The following is a 16,548-nucleotide window of genomic DNA, read 5'->3' as shown; positions in this document are numbered from 1 at the left end:
TCAACCACGCTCAAATCCTCTCACGCGAGACACGAGCTGTGACACATGTTCGGGCTTCGCGTCCGGGGTGATCCCGTGACCGAGGTTGAAGATCAGCGGACCACTGCCCAGCACCTGCAGAATGGCGTCGATCCCTTCGTCCAGTGCCCGCCCGCCCGAGACCATGCGCATGGGATCGAGATTGCCCTGTACCGGACCATCCTTCTGCAACTCCTTGGCAAAGGACAAAGGAACGGACCAGTCGAGGCCAATTGCATCGGCACCGGTCTGTTGACGATAGGTTTTCAGATTGTAGCCCGCACCCTTGGCAAAAGCGATGATCTTCGCCTGAGGTCGTTGCGCCTTCACACCCTTGATGATGCGCGCCATAGGTTCCACGGCATAGGCCTGGAATTCCGCCTCGCCCAGAACACCCGCCCAGGAATCGAAGATCTGGACCGCATCGGCGCCGGCATCGATCTGCGCGACGAGATAATCGATCGAGTAATCGGCGATCTTGTCGAGAAGCAGCTTCAGAACTGCATGATTACGATAACCGAAAAGGCGGGCGGGGGCCTGATCGGGAGTCCCATGACCGGCAATCATATAGGTCGCAATCGTCCAGGGCGCACCACAGAAGCCGAGGAGTGTGGTTTCATCCGGCAGCTCACGGCGAAGACGGCTGACGGTTTCGACTACCGGTGCCAGATGGGACAGGATATCCTCGCCACCCAGAGCGCGAATGCCCGCTTCATCGATCGCGTCGAGATGGGGACCCGATCCTTCCTCAAAACGGACATTGCGCTTCAAGGCATCGGGGATGACCAGGATGTCTGAGAAAAGAATGGCCGCATCGAGCCCGAAGCGCCGGATTGGCTGGAGCGTGACCTCAACTGCCAGATCCGGCGTGTAACAGAGGTCCAGGAAACTTCCCGCCGTCTTCCGCGTTTGCCGGTACTCGGGAAGATATCGTCCTGCCTGCCTCATCAGCCAGATTGGGGGAGGGGTGATCGTCTGCCCGTTGAGAACCTTCATCACTTTTCGATGCGTGCCGGTCAAGCGGATGGTCCTCCAAACTAAAAAGAAAATCAGATCTTTTGATTTTCTGATTCTTAGAGTCGGTGACTAGCAGGGATCATTCATCTTGCACAGATGCCGCGCTTTTCCTCTGGAAATATGGCGGTAGTGGAACAAGAATTTACTCAAGCGCAGCGAAATTGTGCATCATTTCAAAAGATACTTTATTATCAGGAGTTTGGAGCTCTACGCCTTGATGAGCTGTCTGTGGATAAACCTTGGATGAAAGGTCTCTTTCTGCGACTTTTCCCCACAGCTCACAATGCCTGCAAAACCATGTCCGCTCGAGTGCTATGTGTGGAAAACTCGGCCCTTATCCCAGCACCCAGGCAGCCCGACCGGATTTGGCCTATGTTGTCCAAGATTATGAACAGAGGTGTGAGATTAACGTGGAGAACCGCAAAAACTTCTTCCATCTGCACCTGATATCTGACTCAACAGGCGAGACTCTGATCTCTGCGGGACGGGCAGCGTCAGCCCAGTTTCATGCATCCATGCCGATCGAGCATGTCTATCCGCTCATCCGTAACCGTAAGCAATTGGTACCGGTTCTGGAGGCCGTGGATGAAAAGCCGGGTATCGTCCTCTACACGCTTGTCGACCCGGAACTGGCGGAGTTTCTTGAGGTGCGCTGCCGTGAAATCGGCGTTCCCTCGATCAACCTGTTGGAGCCGGTACTGACCGTTTTTCAGGCCTATCTCGGCGCACCTTCCCGGCGGCGCGTTGGCGCCCAGCATGCCCTCAATGCGGATTACTTCCGTCGCATCGAAGCGCTGAATTTTGCGATGGACCATGACGATGGCCAGATGCCCGAGGATTATGATCAGGCGGACGTGGTGGTCATCGGCATCAGCCGGACCTCGAAAACCCCGACCTGTATCTATCTGGCAAACCGCGGAATCAAAGCGGCCAACATTCCGATCGTTCCGGGCGTGCCCCTGCCGGAAAAACTTTTGACGGCCACCCATCCATTGATCGTCGGTCTTGTGGCGACGACTGACCGCATTTCCCAGGTGCGGGAAAATCGGGAGCTTGGCGGTGGTCTGGGCATGGATCATTCTCATTATACAGACCGTGCCAATATCAATGAGGAGCTTAAGTATGCTCGCGCTCTTTGCGCGCGGCACCACTGGCCGCTGATCGACGTCACACGTCGGTCCATCGAGGAAACGGCGGCCGCCATCGTTGCCCTACGCCCCAAGCTGCGATAAGCCCGGTTTAATTATTGATCCTATGCCGGAGATCATCAGGTGACATTGCCGCTTGTGCTGGCGTCTTCCAGTCCCTTTCGCCGCATGCTGATGCAGAATGCGGGCCTCGAATTTCAACATCGCGCCGCAGATATTGATGAGCGTGCGGTTGAAGCCTCGCTGACCGCGACGGATCCCGGTGAGGTCGCCCTCGCTTTGGCTGAGGCGAAGGCAAAGGACGTCGCCGTTCATTTCCCAGGCGCGCTGGTGATCGGCTCGGATCAGACGATGTCACTCGGCGATCGCATCTATCATAAGGCGCGCGATCTGGCGGAGGCGCGGGAGAACCTGTTGTCGCTGGCTGGCAAGACGCATCAGTTGAACAGCGGGGTTGCGATTTCCAAAGACGGTGAAATTGTTTGGCGGCATGTGGCCGTGGCCCGTATGTCGGTGCGGCCGTTTAGCGAGACATTCCTCGATTACTATCTGGAGCGGGTGGGAGAGAAGGCTCTCTCAAGTGTCGGCGCCTATCAGTTGGAGGGGGAGGGAATTCAACTTTTCTCGGCAATTGAAGGTGACTACTTCACCGTGATTGGTTTGCCCATGTTGCCGCTGCTCGAGGCGCTGCGTTCGCTCGGAGCAGTTAATGTTTGATTCACGTGAAACATCGAAAGCCTTTGTTGTTGGCTCACCCATCCGGCATTCGCGCTCGCCGATGATCCACGGCCACTGGCTAAAGCAGTTTGGCTTGGCAGGCAGTTATGAAGCGATTGAAGTTTGGGAAACCGACTTTCCGGCGTTTGTCAAGTACCTGAAAAAGGAAGCCCTCTATCGCGGCGGCAATGTTACCATTCCTCATAAGGAAAGAGCCTGCCAACTTGTGGATAGGCTGGACGAGACGGCGCGGGAAATTGGTGCGGCCAACACGCTCTGGCTGGAAGACGGGCTGCTGCACGCGACCAATACGGACGCCTATGGTTTTGCGGCCAACCTCGACGAGCGTCATCCCGGCTGGGATCACGTGTCCGATGCGGTTGTTCTCGGAGCAGGCGGCGCAAGTCGCGCTATCATCCAGGCCCTGAAAAGCCGGAGCATCGCGTCGATCCATGTCGTCAATCGTACCGAGGCACGCGCCAGGGAATTGGCGGACCGGTTCGGGGAGCGGGTGCATGCCCATGCCATGCCGGCGCTGACCGAAGTCTTGCAGGGCGCGGGTCTCTTCATCAACACCACGTCTCTCGGCATGGACGGTGAGGGGGAGGTGGACATCGATTTTTCCAGCCTTGCATCCGGGGCTGTAGTTACGGACATTGTCTATGTTCCCTTGGAAACGCCGGTTCTGAAGCAGGCAAAGGCCCAAGGCTTTGCCACAGTCGATGGTCTTGGCATGCTGCTGCACCAAGCCGTACCCGGTTTTGAGAAATGGTTTGGTCAGCGCCCGCAGGTGACGGAAGAACTTCGCCAGCTCATTATCGCGGATATGGCTGGTCATTGAGATGATCAAGCTCGGTCTCACCGGTTCGATCGGCATGGGCAAATCCACAACGGCAAAACTGTTTGCTGACGCCGGTATTCCGGTGAATGACGCCGATGCGGTGGTTCATGATCTTTATCGGGGGGAGGCGGTGCCACTGGTGGAACGGGCTTTTCCGGGCAGTACATCCGGGGGCGAAATCGACCGTACTGTGCTGGCAAGACAGCTTGCGGAGCGGCCGGAACGTTTCAAGGAATTGGAGGCCATCGTTCATCCCCTGGTGCGGGAAAAGGAACGGCAGTTTGTCGAGCGCATGACTGCGGCCGGCTCCGATATGGTCCTGCTCGATATTCCGCTACTGTTTGAAACAAGAGCCGAACAGAGGGTCGATGTCGTCATTGTCGTGAGCTGCTATCCACAGCTTCAGCGCCAGCGGGTTCTTGCGCGGCCCGGCATGACGGAGGACAAGTTCAATATGATTCTTGCCCGTCAAACGCCTGATGCGGAAAAGCGGGCGCGCGCCGATTTCGTGATTGAAACGGATCACGGCCTGGATGCGGCAAGGATACGGGTGAGCGACATCATTGGCATGATCCGAAACGGCAAGCGAAGCGAGCGGATAAATGCGTGAAATCATTTTCGATACGGAAACCACTGGCCTCGAAAACAAGGTTGACCGCGTGATCGAAATCGGCGGCATCGAACTGCTCAATCATTTCCCCACCGGCCGTACCTTCCACGTCTATATCAATCCCGGTGACCGCAAGGTTCATCCGGATGCGCTCGCCGTTCACGGGATCACCGATGAATTCCTGAAGGACAAGCCGAGCTTCGCCGAAATCGTTGACGAATTGCGGGCGTTTTTCGACGGTGCCAAATGGATTGCCCATAATGCGACCTTCGACATGGGCTTCATCAATGCAGAATTCGACCGTCTCGGCCTTCCGCCGGTGCCGAATGATCAGGTCATCGATACCCTCTCACTTGCCCGGCGCAAACACCCGATGGGGCCAAATTCGCTGGATGCGCTCTGCCGGCGCTACGGCATCGACAATTCTCACCGCACCAAGCACGGCGCGCTTCTGGACTCCGAACTGCTGGCGGAAGTCTATATTGAGATGATCGGCGGCCGTCAGGCAGCTCTCGGTCTCGTTGGCAACGAACAGGTTCGCACCGTTGTCGAGGTTGAAGAGGTGGAGGTTTCTGTGTTGACGAGGCCGAGGCCGCTTCCGCCCCGTATCAGTCAAGCCGAAATCGAGGCGCATCAGGCTCTCGTCAAATCCCTCGGCGACAAGGGAATCTGGTCGCGCTATCAATGATTGGCGCAAAAAAAGCCCGGCGGAACCGGGCTTTTTCGATGCATCGATCTTGAAGATCAGCTGTTCAGAACAGTGCCTTCCGAACGGGACTGTTCTTCTGCAAGACGCTGCGCGAACATCTGGCCGAAATCGATCGGGTCGATCATCAGCGGCGGGAAGCCGCCATTACGCGTCACATCCGAAATGATCTGGCGCGCGAAGGGGAAGAGCAGGCGCGGGCACTCGATGAAGAGAACCGGCAGCATGTGCTCCTGCGGGAAACCGGTAATGCGGAAAACGCCGCCATAAACAAGCTCGGCAGCAAACACCACCTTGTCGCCTTCGGTTGCTTCGGCGCTGAGCGCCAGGACGACGTCGAAATCGGTTTCCGACAACGGGTTCGCGTTGACATTCACGTTGATGCTGATCGCGGGAGCCTTGTCGCGCGCCTGGAGCGAACGGGGCGCGCCCGGGTTTTCGAAGGAGAGATCCTTCGTATACTGAGCAAGAATGGTAAGCGACGGGGTCTCAATATCGGTGGACATGGCTGTTCCTCAGCTTGAATAGTCAGCCGCGTCTATCATTTCGACTGCGGCCTTACAACCCTGCCAAGGCTGGGCGGTAGGCAATGCGACGCAACCCATCATCTTTCATCGTCCAGTCGCTTCGTCGACCAAGGCGAGGGACCTTTCTGTTCGCGGCGGTAGTCGTCCGCGTTCAGATCAATCGTGGTACTGCGCGTTTCGCCATCTGAGGAAGATCGGTAGGAGGATGTTCGCACCACGGCCCGCTCTCCTATCATCCGCCAGATCGCATCCCGGACGGGCGGAACGAAAAGCAACAGGCCGAGGATATCTGTAAGGAAGCCCGGAATGATGAGCAGGATGGAACCCAGAACCATCATGGCGCCATCCACGATGGCTTTGGCAGGCACGCGGCCTTGGCGTCCCTCATCATTGATCTGGCGTAAGACCGCCACGCCCTGGGATCGCAGCAGAAGCGAGCCGACCAGTACGGAGAGAAGAACGAGCCCCAGCGTTCCCCAGACCCCGACGGCGCGGCCAACGATGACGAAGCCCGCGATTTCCGCCAGCGGCAGACCAAACAGGATCAGAGGAAAAAGAAAAAGGCGCATGGTTTCCCTTGTTGTTGTCTATCCGTCATCAGCCGCATCCTGGATCAGCGCGGTGCTTGGTATTTGAATGACGGAACATTCAGACTATATGAGATCAAAGGTTCTGCAATTCAAACGAGACCGCGAGTGAAAATGGGCGCCAACGATTTCATAACTTTGTTTTTCCTCGTGGCAGCGGTGCTGATCTTTCTGCAATTGCGCAGCGTTCTCGGCCGGCGGACCGGACATGAAAAGCCTCCAGTAGAGCCGTTTTCTCCGCGAGATGCGGTGCGCCAGCCGGCAGCCGACGATAGCAAGGTGGTAACTTTGCCCAGGCGCGATCAGGTGGATGAGGAACAGCGTTGGAGCGACGTCGATGCGATCGCGAAACCAGGCACCAGCCTGAACCAGGGCCTGCGTGAACTTGTCCAGGCGGATCCCTCCTTCAAGACGAAAGATTTTCTTAACGGCGCACGCATGGCCTACGAGATGATCGTCATGGCTTTCGCAGACGGCGACCGAAAGACCCTGAAGGGCCTGCTGTCGAAGGAGGTCTATGATGGATTTGAGGCTGCCATCACTGAGCGGGAACAGCGTGGCGAAACAGTCAAGTCGCATTTCGTTGGCATCGATAAGGCGGATCTGACCTCGGTACTGGTGAAGGGCAGTGAAGCGCAGGTCACGCTTCGCATTGTCAGCCAGTTGATTTCGTCCACCTATGACCGTGACGGCAAGCTGATCGATGGCGATGCCGAAGCGGTTGCGGAAGTCATCGACATCTGGACATTTGCCCGCGACACGCGCTCCCGCGATCCGAACTGGAAACTGGTCGCAACTGAATCCGAGCAATGAGCAACGATGATCCCTATCGGCTGACAGCCGTCGGCTTCAACGATCTGAGGGGGTGGGAGCGTGATGATCCCCGCCCCCTCTTTTCTGCCATGGCTGCCTGTCTGCGGCATGTGCGAAATGTGAAACCCTACAAGACCGGCTCGCTCGGTCTTTCCGCCTTGGAAGATCTGGCACCTCTGCTGGAAGCTGCGGGTCAGGCAGAAATCAATGATGCCGTTTCGGCCAGACAGTTTTTCGAACGTCACTGCCAACCCTTTTTGATCGAGCGCGAAAGCGGCACACAGGGCTTTGTCACGGCCTTCTATGAGCCGGATGTTGACGTTTCTGATCGGCCGGACTCCGACTATCGTTTTCCTTTCTATCGCCGCCCGGATGATCTGGTGGATGTGGACGACGCCAATCGACCCGCCTCCATGGATCCCTCCTACATGTTCGGGCGTAGGGAGAATGGCGGCATTGGCTTTTATCCGGATCGCCGGGATATCGATCAGGGTTATCTGGAGGGGCGTGGGCTGGAGATTGCGTGGGCAAAATCTAAGGTCGATGTCTTCTTCACCCATGTTCAGGGCGCTGCCCGCCTGCGGTATCGCGATGGTCGCATCGGCCGCATCACCTACGCCGCCAAGGCAGGCCACCCATTTTCGCCGGTCGGACGATTGCTGATCGATCGCGGAGAGCTGGACCGCGCCACGATCTCAATGCAGTCCATTCGCAAATGGCTGGCGGAGAATCCGGCTAAGGTTGATGAGGTTCTCTGGCATAACCGCTCCTACATCTTCTTCCGGGAGGCGGAGGTTGCCGATGATAATCTGGGACCGATCGCGGCTGCCAAGGTACCGCTGGTGCCTGGCCGGTCGCTTGCGGTCGATCGGCTGATCCATACATTCGGCTTTCCTTTCTTCATCCACTCGGAAACGCTCACACATCTGGATGGCGGTGAGCCCTTTGCACGTCTGATGCTGGCGCTCGATACGGGAACAGCGATCGTCGGTCCGGCGCGGGGCGATATCTTCACCGGTTCTGGCTTCGAGGCGGGCGAGCAGGCGGGCACGGTGCGCAATGCCGCTGATTTCTATATCCTCGTACCCAAGGCTGCTGCGGCAAGGTTCGGCGGATGAAGGGTGGGCGCAAACTCAATTCGGAGGAACGCATCCTGTGGGCCAAGGTGGCAAAATCCACCAAGCCCATGCCGGGGCGGCTCGAGGAGCTTTTAGGCTTCGAAGATGAGTTCGTGCCTGAGACAGCGGTGAAAGCATCCACAGAGAAGTCCGATCTAGCCAGCGCGCTCCCAGTGACTGATCCGGCAGATGGAAAGTCTGCCAAGCCGAGCGGTATCCACCATCCGCTGGAAAGGCCGGTCAAGCGCAAGTTGGCGCGGGGCAGGTTATCGATCGAGGCGAAGATCGATCTGCACGGCATGTTCCAGAGCGAGGCCCATGGGGTTCTCCTGGATTTCCTTTTGCGTGCGCATGAGCGCGGCCTTCGCCACGTGCTCATCATTACCGGCAAAGGAAGCTCCTATGGTAGCGAAGGGGCTTTGAAGCGTGCCGTGCCGCTTTGGTTTTCAAAGGCGGAATTTCGTTTCCTGATTTCTTCTTACGAGCCGGCTGCAAGACAGCATGGCGGGGAGGGTGCACTTTATGTGCGGCTGAGCCGCAAGGGGTCCGTGACGTGACGCCCTTCGGGGAGGCGTTGCGGGAACTGCGGCGACGCAAGGGCGTCAGCCAGCAGCAGATGGCCGCTGCCATCGGGGTTACTCCGTCCTATCTCTCGGCGCTGGAGCATGGAAAGCGCGGGAAACCGAGCTTTGACTTCCTGCAGCGCGTGGCCGGCTACTTTAACATCATTTGGGATGAGGCGGATGATCTCTTCCGTGTGGCCTATGCATCGGACCCGAGGGTGGTGGTGGATACAGCGGGACTGCCACCGGAATACACCGCCCTTGCCAACCGTCTGGCGAAGCAGATTCGCACTTTGTCACCAGACATGATAGAGCAACTGATGAAGCTGCTGGAAAATGCCCAAATTCGGGATTAACGCAGGCAGTCATCCCCTGTTTTCAGTGTTCCAACGCTTTGGAAACCACGCAGGAACTTCCTATAGTCCGTGATCAGGACAACGGTGATTCGCCGTCTCACCGTCCGCGACCAAAAGAATTGAGAAAGTCGATTGATGAGTGAAACACCCGTCAGCGCTAGCGCGAGTGCAGAATATGGAGCTGATTCCATCAAGGTCCTCAAGGGACTTGATGCAGTTCGCAAGCGGCCAGGCATGTATATCGGGGATACGGACGACGGGTCTGGCCTCCACCACATGGTCTACGAGGTCGTCGACAACGCGATCGATGAGGCCCTGGCAGGTCATGCCGATATCGTCACGGTCACGTTGAATGCCGATGGCTCCGTGACGGTAACCGATAACGGGCGTGGCATTCCGACAGATATTCATACTGGCGAAGGCGTTTCCGCAGCCGAAGTGATCATGACGCAGCTGCATGCGGGCGGCAAATTCGACCAGAACTCCTACAAGGTGTCCGGTGGTCTGCACGGCGTTGGCGTCTCCGTCGTCAATGCGCTCTCAGTCAAGCTCAGCCTCAAGATCCGCCGCAGCGGCAAGATCCACGAGATGAGCTTCACCCATGGCGTGGCGGATGCGCCGCTGAAGGTGACGGGGGATTACGAAGGCCGTTCCGGCACGGAAGTGACCTTCCTGCCGAGCGCCGAGACATTCACCAAGACGGAATTCGATTACGGAACGCTGGAGCATCGCCTGCGCGAACTCGCTTTCCTGAATTCGGGCGTCCGTATTCTGCTGACCGACAAGCGTAAATCCGACATCCGCCAAGAAGAGATGCTTTATGACGGCGGCCTAGAAGCCTTCGTACGCTATCTCGATCGTTCCAAGAAGCCGCTGGTCGACAAGCCGGTTTATATCAAGGGCGAAAAGGACGGCATCTCCGTCGAAGTCGCCATGTGGTGGAACGACAGCTACCACGAGAATGTGCTCTGCTTCACCAACAACATCCCGCAGCGCGATGGCGGCACGCATATGGCGGGCTTCCGCGGCGCGCTGACGCGCCAGGTCACATCCTATGCCGATACCTCAGGCATCCTGAAAAAGGAAAAGGTTTCTCTGACGGGTGACGACTGCCGCGAAGGTCTGACGGCGGTTCTCTCGGTCAAGGTTCCCGATCCGAAATTCTCCTCCCAGACCAAGGACAAGCTGGTTTCCTCGGAAGTTCGCCCGGTGGTCGAAAACCTGGTCAACGAAGCGCTCTCCACCTGGCTGGAGGAACATCCGGCGGAAGCCAAGGTTCTCGTCGGCAAGGTGGTGGAAGCCGCCGTCGCCCGTGAAGCTGCCCGCAAGGCGCGCGAGCTAACGCGCCGCAAGGGCGCTCTCGATATTGCCTCGCTGCCCGGCAAGCTCGCCGACTGCTCTGAACGTGACCCTTCGAAATCCGAACTCTTCCTCGTCGAGGGTGATTCTGCAGGCGGGTCCGCCAAGCAGGGCCGTTCTCGCGAGACGCAGGCCATCCTGCCGCTGCGCGGCAAGATCTTGAACGTCGAGCGCGCACGTTTCGACAAGATGCTGTCCAGCCAGGAAATCGGAACGCTGATTACGGCGCTTGGCACGTCCATCGGCAAGGACGAGTTCAACCCGGACAAGCTGCGCTATCACAAGATCATCATCATGACGGATGCTGACGTCGACGGCGCCCACATCCGCACCCTATTGTTGACCTTCTTCTTCCGGCAGATGCCGGCGCTGATCGAACGCGGTCATCTCTATATCGCCCAGCCGCCGCTCTATAAGGTGACGCGCGGCAAGTCGGTTCAGTACCTGAAGGATGAGAAGGCGCTCGAAGATTACCTGATCGGCCAGGGTCTGGATGAAGCGCGGCTGGAGCTGGGATCGGGCGAAGTTCGGGCCGGCGCCGATCTGCGCGATGTTATCCAGGATGCGCTCCGTCTTCGCTCGCTGCTCGATGGTCTTCACTCGCGTTACAGCCGATCGATCGTTGAACAGGCTGCCATTGCCGGTGCTCTCAACCCGGAACTCACGGACAATCGTGAACGTGCGCAGCAGACTGCTGACGAAGTCGCAACGCGCCTCGACCTCATTGCCGAGGAAACAGAGCGCGGCTGGAGTGGCCATGTCACCAACGAAGGCGGTCTGCGCTTCGAGCGCATGGTGCGCGGCGTGCGCGAAGTCGCCGTCCTGGATGTGGCCCTGATCGGGTCCGCCGATGCGCGCCATATCGATCAGATGACGTCACGCCTGCGAGAGATCTATGCGGTGCCGCCTGGTCTGGTGCGCAAGGATGGCAAGCTGGAGATCTCTGGCCCGCGCGCTCTGCTGGATGCGATCTTTGCGGCCGGTCGCAAGGGTCTTTCCATGCAGCGCTATAAAGGCCTCGGCGAAATGAACGCCGAGCAGCTCTGGGAAACGACGTTGGACCCCAACGTCCGCTCTCTGCTGCAGGTGAAGGTAAACGACGCAACAGACGCTGATGGCCTTTTCTCCCGCCTGATGGGCGACGAGGTCGAGCCTCGTCGTGAGTTCATCCAAGACAATGCGCTGAGCGTCGCAAACCTGGACATCTAATCAAAAATTGTTTCACGTGAATCTTTTCTGTGGATTGATTCACGTGAAACATCCGTTACCCGTCAACTCAACGGGTGGCACGATAGAGATTATTCTGCGGTGTCTTTCGGAACCGAAAACTCATTCGCAACATTTTCTACAGTGATTGGAAGTGTTTGCGGCGGAAGCCAGCTTTGCCGAGGCGGTTTATGTTGCACTGCACTCTTAACCTGTTAGTTTACTTCCTCATGCTATTGCTCTTTCTATCGCATCATTGTCGTGCGGTTTTGAGCCCCAGAGAAAGGTAGCGCCCGCATGTTTTACCAGCTCTATGAGTTGAATCACGCGGCGATGGCCCCCTTCCGTGCTGCAACGGAAGCCATGCGCCTGTTTTATAGCAATCCGCTCAATCCGTTTTCGCAGACTACCGTTGGGCGAACAATCGCTGCCAGCCTTGAAGTTTTTGAGCGCACGACGCGCCGTTACGGCAAGCCAAACTTTGATTTGCCCACCACCACAGTTGATGGGCAGATAGTGCCGGTGACGGAAAAGGTGGTCTGGTCCAAACCGTTCTGCAATCTGTTGCACTTCGAACGAGCTCTGCCGGAAAAGCGTCCGAAAGATCCCAAAATCCTGATCGTTGCGCCGATGTCCGGCCATTATGCGACACTGCTGCGCGGCACCGTTGAGGCCTTGATGCAAGGCGCCGATGTTTACATCACCGACTGGGTCGATGCGCGCCTCGTTCCGATCACGGAAGGTGCATTCGATCTGGATGATTATATCGATTATGTCATCGAGATGATCCATCACCTGGGGCCCGACACGCACTTGGTGGCAGTCTGTCAGCCTTCCGTGCCGGTGCTTGCTGCGGTTGCCCTGATGGAAGCCGCCGAAGATCCGCTGGCACCCGCCTCGATGACGTTGATGGGTGGTCCGATCGACACACGCATCAATCCGACAGCCGTGAACGAACTTGCCAAGGAACGCCCGTTGAAGTGGTTCAAGGACAATGTCATCATGACGGTTCCGTGGCCGCAGCCCGGCTTCATGCGGCCGGTCTATCCTGGCTTCCTGCAACTGTCGGGCTTCATGTCTATGAACCTCGATCGTCACCTGATCGCGCATAAGGAATTCTTCCAGCACCTGGTGAAGAATGACGGTGAATCCGCCGAGAAGCACCGCGACTTCTACGATGAATATCTGGCGGTCATGGATATGACGGCGGAGTTCTATCTGCAGACGGTTGAAACCGTGTTCATGAAGCACTCCCTGCCCAAGGGCGAGATGATGCATCGGGACGTGCCGGTGAAAACCCAGGCCATCCGCAATGTCGCGCTGCTTACCATCGAAGGGGAGAATGACGATATCTCCGGCGTTGGACAGACCAAGGCCGCGCAGACCATTTGCACGAACATTCCGGAGACCAAACGCCAGCACTATGTGCAGCCCGATGTCGGTCATTACGGCGTCTTCAACGGCTCGCGCTTCCGCCGCGAAATTGCCCCCCGCATTCTCGCCTTCGCAAGAGAACACGGGCGCGCTACCCAGAAGCCGCCGGTGCCGCGGGTCATCAAGGGTGGCAAATCCAGCTGACGTCTGCTGGAATATGCAGATTTCCTGAAATGGAATCAGGGCTTTCGCCGGTTTGGCGAAATCCTGTCTTGAAGGGCGTTTCACCCATCACCACATCGATTCTTGACGAGTTCGCATGAGGCGGCTCGTGACGAACGAGGTGTTGGACATCCATGAACCAGTCAGCAATGATACGTCCGGATTGGACACCGGCCACCATCGCTTTGATGGTGTTGGGCTTTGTGGTCTTCTGGCCGCTGGGCCTTGCCGTGCTCGCCTATATCCTGTTCGGGGAAAGGCTGAAGGATTTCAAGCGCAGCGCCAATGAACGTGCCGATGGCTTTTTCTCCGGATGCCGCAAGGCAAGCCGTCGCTACAATCGTTATGACGCAACCGGCAATGTTGCCTTCGACGATTGGCGCAAGGCAGAGCTTGACCGCATTGAGGAAGAGCGCCGCAAGCTTGACCGTATGCGCGACGAATTCGACTCTTACATGCGCGAGCTTCGCCGTGCCAAGGATCAGGAAGAATTCGACCGCTTCATGCGGGAGCGCAATGGCCGGAGCGACAATGGCTTTTCCGGAGCCTGATCAGCCTACGAGCCAGTGATAAATGCAGCCGGCGCCTTTGCGGTGCCGGTTTTTTGTTGATTCGGATCATCTCGAATCGGATAAACAGGCCCAATGTTTCCTCTCCTGAAGAAGCCGTTACGATCCCGTGTGAAGCCGTTGCGCAAGTTTGAGCGCAGCCTGCAGGTGGCTGACCGCACTCTACCGCTGACGATCCGCGAACATGCGCAGGCAACCCGCATCACCTTGCGCATTGAGCCCGGTGGCCGCGCACTGCGCCTGACGGTGCCGACGGGTTTGAAGGAGCGCGAGATCGATTCTTTTCTGCTTCGCCATGATCAATGGCTGCGGACCAAACTCGCGAAATTTGGATCGGCTGACAGCCTGCAGCCCGGAAGCTATCTGCCATTGCGCGGCGTTCCGCATCGCATTGTCCACACCGGCTCATTGCGTGGCCTGACGGAAGAGAGCCTCGAGGATGGCGAACCGGTCATCCGCGTCAGCGGTCTGGAGGATCATCTTGGTCGTCGGTTGGAAGCCTTCCTGAAGAAGGAGGCTCGGATCGATCTCGAACGTCTGGTCGCCATTCATGCAGGCAGGATCGGCAAGCCGGTCAAGTCCATCACCATGAAGGACACGCGAAGCCGTTGGGGTTCCTGTTCCTGGAACGGCAGCCTCAGCTTCTCCTGGCGCATCGTCATGGCGCCACCGCTTGTGATCGATTATCTGGCCGCGCATGAAGTGGCGCACCTCAAGGAAATGAACCACGGGCCGGACTTCTGGGCGCTTTGCGAGCGGCTTTGTCCCGCCACCGACGAGGCACGGCGCTGGCTGAAGAGCCATGGGTCGCAGCTGCATGCGATCGATTTCGCCTGATCGGCGTGGCCCGATTTTCGATTTGCCTCGACTCAAGACGGTTTTCATGTCACTTCCGCCCACTATGAAAAGACCCGATGTCAAGATTTGCGGATTGAAGAGCGCAGAGGCGATCGATCTTGCGGTCGCGCGTGGCGCAACCCATGTCGGCTTCATCTTCTTTGAAAAGAGCCCGCGCCATATCGATCCGCTGACGGCGGGCGAACTGGCCGACCGGGTGCGCGGCAAGACGAAGATCGTCGCCGTGACCGTCGATGCTGACAATGAAGAGCTGGAAGAGATTATTTCCTTCCTGAAACCGGACATCCTGCAACTGCACGGCCATGAAAGCCCGGAGCGCGTTCTGAACGTGAAGGCGGTCTTCGGCCTGCCGGTGATGAAGGTCTTCTCCGTGCGCGGGCCGGATGATCTCCGCGCGGTTTCCGATTACGAGGGGTTGGCGGATCGCTTCCTCTTCGATGCAAAGGCACCGGCTGGATCGGATCTTCCGGGGGGCAACGGCGTTTCGTTCGACTGGGACGTCATGGGCGCGCTTGACGAAAGCGTCGATTACATGCTTTCCGGTGGTATCAACAGGGATAATGTAGGCAGAGCCCTTTCTGCGACGCGTGCCAGCGGTATCGATGCATCTTCGGGAGTGGAGAGCGCGCCAGGCGTCAAGGACTTGCAGAAGATCAACGCCTTCTTCGATGCGATCGACGAATGGTGCGAGCAAGCGGGATCTAAGGGAGTGACGACGTGAACCAGCCTTTGAAACCCAACAGCTTTCGTGCCGGTCCCGACGAGGATGGGCGTTTTGGCATTTATGGCGGCCGCTTCGTTGCCGAAACGCTGATGCCGCTGATCCTCGATCTCGAGGCGGAATGGAACAAGGCAAAGACCGATCCCGCCTTCCAGGCGGAGCTTGCTCATCTCGGCACGCATTATATCGGCCGTCCGAGCCCGCTTTATTTCGCCGAGCGCCTGACGGCCGAGCTTGGCGGCGCGAAGATCTATTTCAAGCGCGATGAGCTGAACCACACCGGCAGCCACAAGATCAACAACTGCATCGGCCAGATCCTGCTCGCCAAGCGTATGGGCAAGAAGCGTATAATCGCCGAAACCGGTGCCGGCCAGCATGGCGTTGCCTCGGCAACGGTTGCCGCCCGCTTCGGCTTCCCTTGCGTGGTCTACATGGGCGCCACCGATGTGGAGCGCCAGGCGCCGAACGTTTTCCGTATGAAACTGCTCGGCGCGGAGGTCATTCCCGTTACGTCCGGTCACGGTACGCTGAAGGATGCCATGAACGAGGCATTGCGTGACTGGGTCACCAATGTCGAGGATACCTATTACATCATCGGCACGGCGGCCGGTCCGCATCCCTATCCGGAAATGGTGCGTGAATTCCAGTCCGTCATCGGCAAGGAAGCGCGCGAACAGATGATCGCCGCCGAAGGCCGCCTGCCGGACATGGTTGTTGCCGCCGTCGGTGGTGGCTCCAATGCCATCGGTCTCTTCCATCCCTTCCTGGATGATGAAAGCGTTCGCATCGTCGGCGTCGAAGCTGGCGGCAAGGGCCTGGATGGCGAAGAGCATTGCGCATCGCTGACGGCTGGACGCCCCGGCGTGCTGCACGGCAACCGCACTTACCTGTTGCAGGACAGTGATGGTCAGATCAAGGAAGGCCATTCGATTTCCGCCGGCCTCGATTACCCCGGCATCGGGCCGGAGCACTCCTGGCTGAAGGATACTGGCCGCGCGGAATATGTTCCGATCATGGACGACGAGGCGCTGGAAGCCTTTCAGATGCTGACCCGGACCGAAGGCATTATCCCGGCGCTGGAGCCGAGCCATGCGCTCGCAGAAGTCATCAAGCGCGCGCCAAAGATGGGCAAGGATGAAATCATCCTGATGAACCTTTGTGGCCGTGGCGACAAGGACATCTTCACTGTCGGCAAGATTCTCGGAATGGGCCTCTGAT

Annotated in this window: 18 protein-coding genes; 15 read left to right on the top strand and 3 right to left on the bottom strand. The window is 58.0% G+C overall.

The annotated features are described in order from the left end of the window. Positions 1-1,038 carry a uroporphyrinogen decarboxylase gene (gene hemE, locus Q2T52_RS21815; RefSeq protein WP_302078995.1) on the bottom strand — a complete coding sequence of 346 codons (1,038 nt, stop codon included), beginning with the start codon at positions 1,036-1,038 and terminating at the stop codon, positions 1-3. A gap of 407 nt (positions 1,039-1,445) precedes the next feature. Here hemE and Q2T52_RS21810 point away from each other — a divergent pair, with 407 nt between their 5' ends. Genes Q2T52_RS21810 through dnaQ form a run of 5 tightly spaced genes read left to right on the top strand, consistent with a single transcriptional unit; the run spans position 1,446 to position 5,039 of the window. Then, positions 1,446-2,267, top strand: a complete 822-nt coding sequence (locus Q2T52_RS21810) for a pyruvate, water dikinase regulatory protein (RefSeq protein ID WP_302078994.1) — start codon at positions 1,446-1,448, stop codon at positions 2,265-2,267. A gap of 39 nt (positions 2,268-2,306) precedes the next feature. Further along, positions 2,307-2,900, top strand: a complete 594-nt coding sequence (locus Q2T52_RS21805; RefSeq protein ID WP_302078993.1) for a Maf-like protein — start codon at positions 2,307-2,309, stop codon at positions 2,898-2,900. Then, positions 2,893-3,741 (top strand): shikimate dehydrogenase, encoded by an 849-nt coding sequence (locus tag Q2T52_RS21800; RefSeq protein WP_302078992.1) that lies wholly within the window; start codon positions 2,893-2,895, stop codon positions 3,739-3,741. Before Q2T52_RS21805 ends, Q2T52_RS21800 begins: the two co-directional genes overlap by 8 nt. 1 nt (position 3,742) lies before the next feature. Further along, the gene (gene coaE / locus Q2T52_RS21795) at positions 3,743-4,351 is read left to right on the top strand and encodes a dephospho-CoA kinase (RefSeq protein WP_302078991.1); all 609 of its coding nucleotides are present in this window, start codon (positions 3,743-3,745) and stop codon (positions 4,349-4,351) included. Next, positions 4,344-5,039 (top strand): DNA polymerase III subunit epsilon, encoded by a 696-nt coding sequence (gene dnaQ / locus Q2T52_RS21790; RefSeq protein WP_302078990.1) that lies wholly within the window; start codon positions 4,344-4,346, stop codon positions 5,037-5,039. The genes coaE and dnaQ overlap by 8 nt, the downstream gene beginning before the upstream one ends. 56 nt (positions 5,040-5,095) lie before the next feature. On the opposite strand, the gene secB is transcribed toward dnaQ, so the two are convergent. After that, a complete protein-coding gene (secB, locus tag Q2T52_RS21785; protein ID WP_302078989.1) occupies positions 5,096-5,563 on the bottom strand; it encodes a protein-export chaperone SecB in 468 nt (155 codons plus the stop codon). A 98-nt stretch (positions 5,564-5,661) separates the two neighbouring features. Further along, positions 5,662-6,153, bottom strand: a complete 492-nt coding sequence (locus Q2T52_RS21780; RefSeq protein ID WP_302078988.1) for an FxsA family protein — start codon at positions 6,151-6,153, stop codon at positions 5,662-5,664. Positions 6,154-6,285: 132 nt separating this feature from the next. Between Q2T52_RS21780 and Q2T52_RS21775 the strand changes: the two genes are divergently transcribed. The 10 genes from Q2T52_RS21775 to trpB all read left to right on the top strand — a co-directional run bounded on the left by Q2T52_RS21775 (position 6,286) and on the right by trpB (position 16,547). Continuing rightward, positions 6,286-6,984 (top strand): Tim44/TimA family putative adaptor protein, encoded by a 699-nt coding sequence (locus Q2T52_RS21775; RefSeq protein WP_302078987.1) that lies wholly within the window; start codon positions 6,286-6,288, stop codon positions 6,982-6,984. Next, positions 6,981-8,102: a murein transglycosylase A gene (mltA, locus tag Q2T52_RS21770; RefSeq protein ID WP_302078986.1), complete on the top strand. Its 1,122-nt coding sequence runs from the start codon at positions 6,981-6,983 to the stop codon at positions 8,100-8,102. Before Q2T52_RS21775 ends, mltA begins: the two co-directional genes overlap by 4 nt. Then, on the top strand, positions 8,099-8,659 hold the full coding sequence (locus Q2T52_RS21765) for a Smr/MutS family protein (RefSeq protein WP_302078985.1): 561 nt from the start codon (positions 8,099-8,101) through the stop codon (positions 8,657-8,659). Before mltA ends, Q2T52_RS21765 begins: the two co-directional genes overlap by 4 nt. Continuing rightward, positions 8,656-9,021: a helix-turn-helix domain-containing protein gene (locus tag Q2T52_RS21760; protein WP_302078984.1), complete on the top strand. Its 366-nt coding sequence runs from the start codon at positions 8,656-8,658 to the stop codon at positions 9,019-9,021. Before Q2T52_RS21765 ends, Q2T52_RS21760 begins: the two co-directional genes overlap by 4 nt. A gap of 135 nt (positions 9,022-9,156) precedes the next feature. Next, entirely contained in the window at positions 9,157-11,589 is a 2,433-nt protein-coding gene (gene gyrB / locus Q2T52_RS21755; protein ID WP_302078983.1) for a DNA topoisomerase (ATP-hydrolyzing) subunit B, read from the top strand. 294 nt (positions 11,590-11,883) lie between these two features. Then, complete coding sequence (locus Q2T52_RS21750; protein WP_302078982.1) at positions 11,884-13,164, top strand: polyhydroxyalkanoate depolymerase; 1,281 nt, start codon at positions 11,884-11,886, stop codon at positions 13,162-13,164. 152 nt (positions 13,165-13,316) lie between these two features. Further along, entirely contained in the window at positions 13,317-13,733 is a 417-nt protein-coding gene (locus tag Q2T52_RS21745) for a DUF2852 domain-containing protein (RefSeq protein ID WP_302078981.1), read from the top strand. A 93-nt stretch (positions 13,734-13,826) separates the two neighbouring features. Beyond that, positions 13,827-14,588, top strand: a complete 762-nt coding sequence (locus Q2T52_RS21740; RefSeq protein ID WP_302078980.1) for a M48 family metallopeptidase — start codon at positions 13,827-13,829, stop codon at positions 14,586-14,588. Between the two features lie 64 nt (positions 14,589-14,652). Beyond that, on the top strand, positions 14,653-15,330 hold the full coding sequence (locus Q2T52_RS21735; RefSeq protein ID WP_302079094.1) for a phosphoribosylanthranilate isomerase: 678 nt from the start codon (positions 14,653-14,655) through the stop codon (positions 15,328-15,330). Continuing rightward, a complete protein-coding gene (gene trpB / locus Q2T52_RS21730; protein WP_302078979.1) occupies positions 15,327-16,547 on the top strand; it encodes a tryptophan synthase subunit beta in 1,221 nt (406 codons plus the stop codon). Before Q2T52_RS21735 ends, trpB begins: the two co-directional genes overlap by 4 nt. Position 16,548 lies beyond the last annotated feature (1 nt).

The sequence above is a fragment of the Rhizobium oryzicola genome, assembly GCF_030504645.1.
Taxonomy (GTDB): Bacteria; Pseudomonadota; Alphaproteobacteria; order Rhizobiales; family Rhizobiaceae; genus Neorhizobium; species Neorhizobium oryzicola.
Note: the sequence above shows the minus strand (reverse complement) of the source record. Positions and strands in the feature narration are given on the sequence as shown.

Excerpts from the sequence above, each read along its gene's own strand:
- Q2T52_RS21780 (WP_302078988.1), bottom strand. The coding sequence starts at position 6,153 with ATGCGCCTTTTTCTTTTTCCTCTGATCCTGTTTGGTCTGCCGCTGGCG.
- secB (WP_302078989.1), bottom strand. The coding sequence starts at position 5,563 with ATGTCCACCGATATTGAGACCCCGTCGCTTACCATTCTTGCTCAGTAT.
- Q2T52_RS21775 (WP_302078987.1), top strand. The coding sequence starts at position 6,286 with ATGGGCGCCAACGATTTCATAACTTTGTTTTTCCTCGTGGCAGCGGTG.
- Q2T52_RS21750 (WP_302078982.1), top strand. The coding sequence starts at position 11,884 with ATGTTTTACCAGCTCTATGAGTTGAATCACGCGGCGATGGCCCCCTTC.
- Q2T52_RS21735 (WP_302079094.1), top strand. The coding sequence starts at position 14,653 with ATGAAAAGACCCGATGTCAAGATTTGCGGATTGAAGAGCGCAGAGGCG.
- dnaQ (WP_302078990.1), top strand. The coding sequence starts at position 4,344 with ATGCGTGAAATCATTTTCGATACGGAAACCACTGGCCTCGAAAACAAG.
- coaE (WP_302078991.1), top strand. The coding sequence starts at position 3,743 with ATGATCAAGCTCGGTCTCACCGGTTCGATCGGCATGGGCAAATCCACA.
- mltA (WP_302078986.1), top strand. The coding sequence starts at position 6,981 with ATGAGCAACGATGATCCCTATCGGCTGACAGCCGTCGGCTTCAACGAT.
- gyrB (WP_302078983.1), top strand. The coding sequence starts at position 9,157 with ATGAGTGAAACACCCGTCAGCGCTAGCGCGAGTGCAGAATATGGAGCT.
- Q2T52_RS21765 (WP_302078985.1), top strand. The coding sequence starts at position 8,099 with ATGAAGGGTGGGCGCAAACTCAATTCGGAGGAACGCATCCTGTGGGCC.
- Q2T52_RS21740 (WP_302078980.1), top strand. The coding sequence starts at position 13,827 with ATGTTTCCTCTCCTGAAGAAGCCGTTACGATCCCGTGTGAAGCCGTTG.
- Q2T52_RS21745 (WP_302078981.1), top strand. The coding sequence starts at position 13,317 with ATGAACCAGTCAGCAATGATACGTCCGGATTGGACACCGGCCACCATC.
- Q2T52_RS21800 (WP_302078992.1), top strand. The coding sequence starts at position 2,893 with ATGTTTGATTCACGTGAAACATCGAAAGCCTTTGTTGTTGGCTCACCC.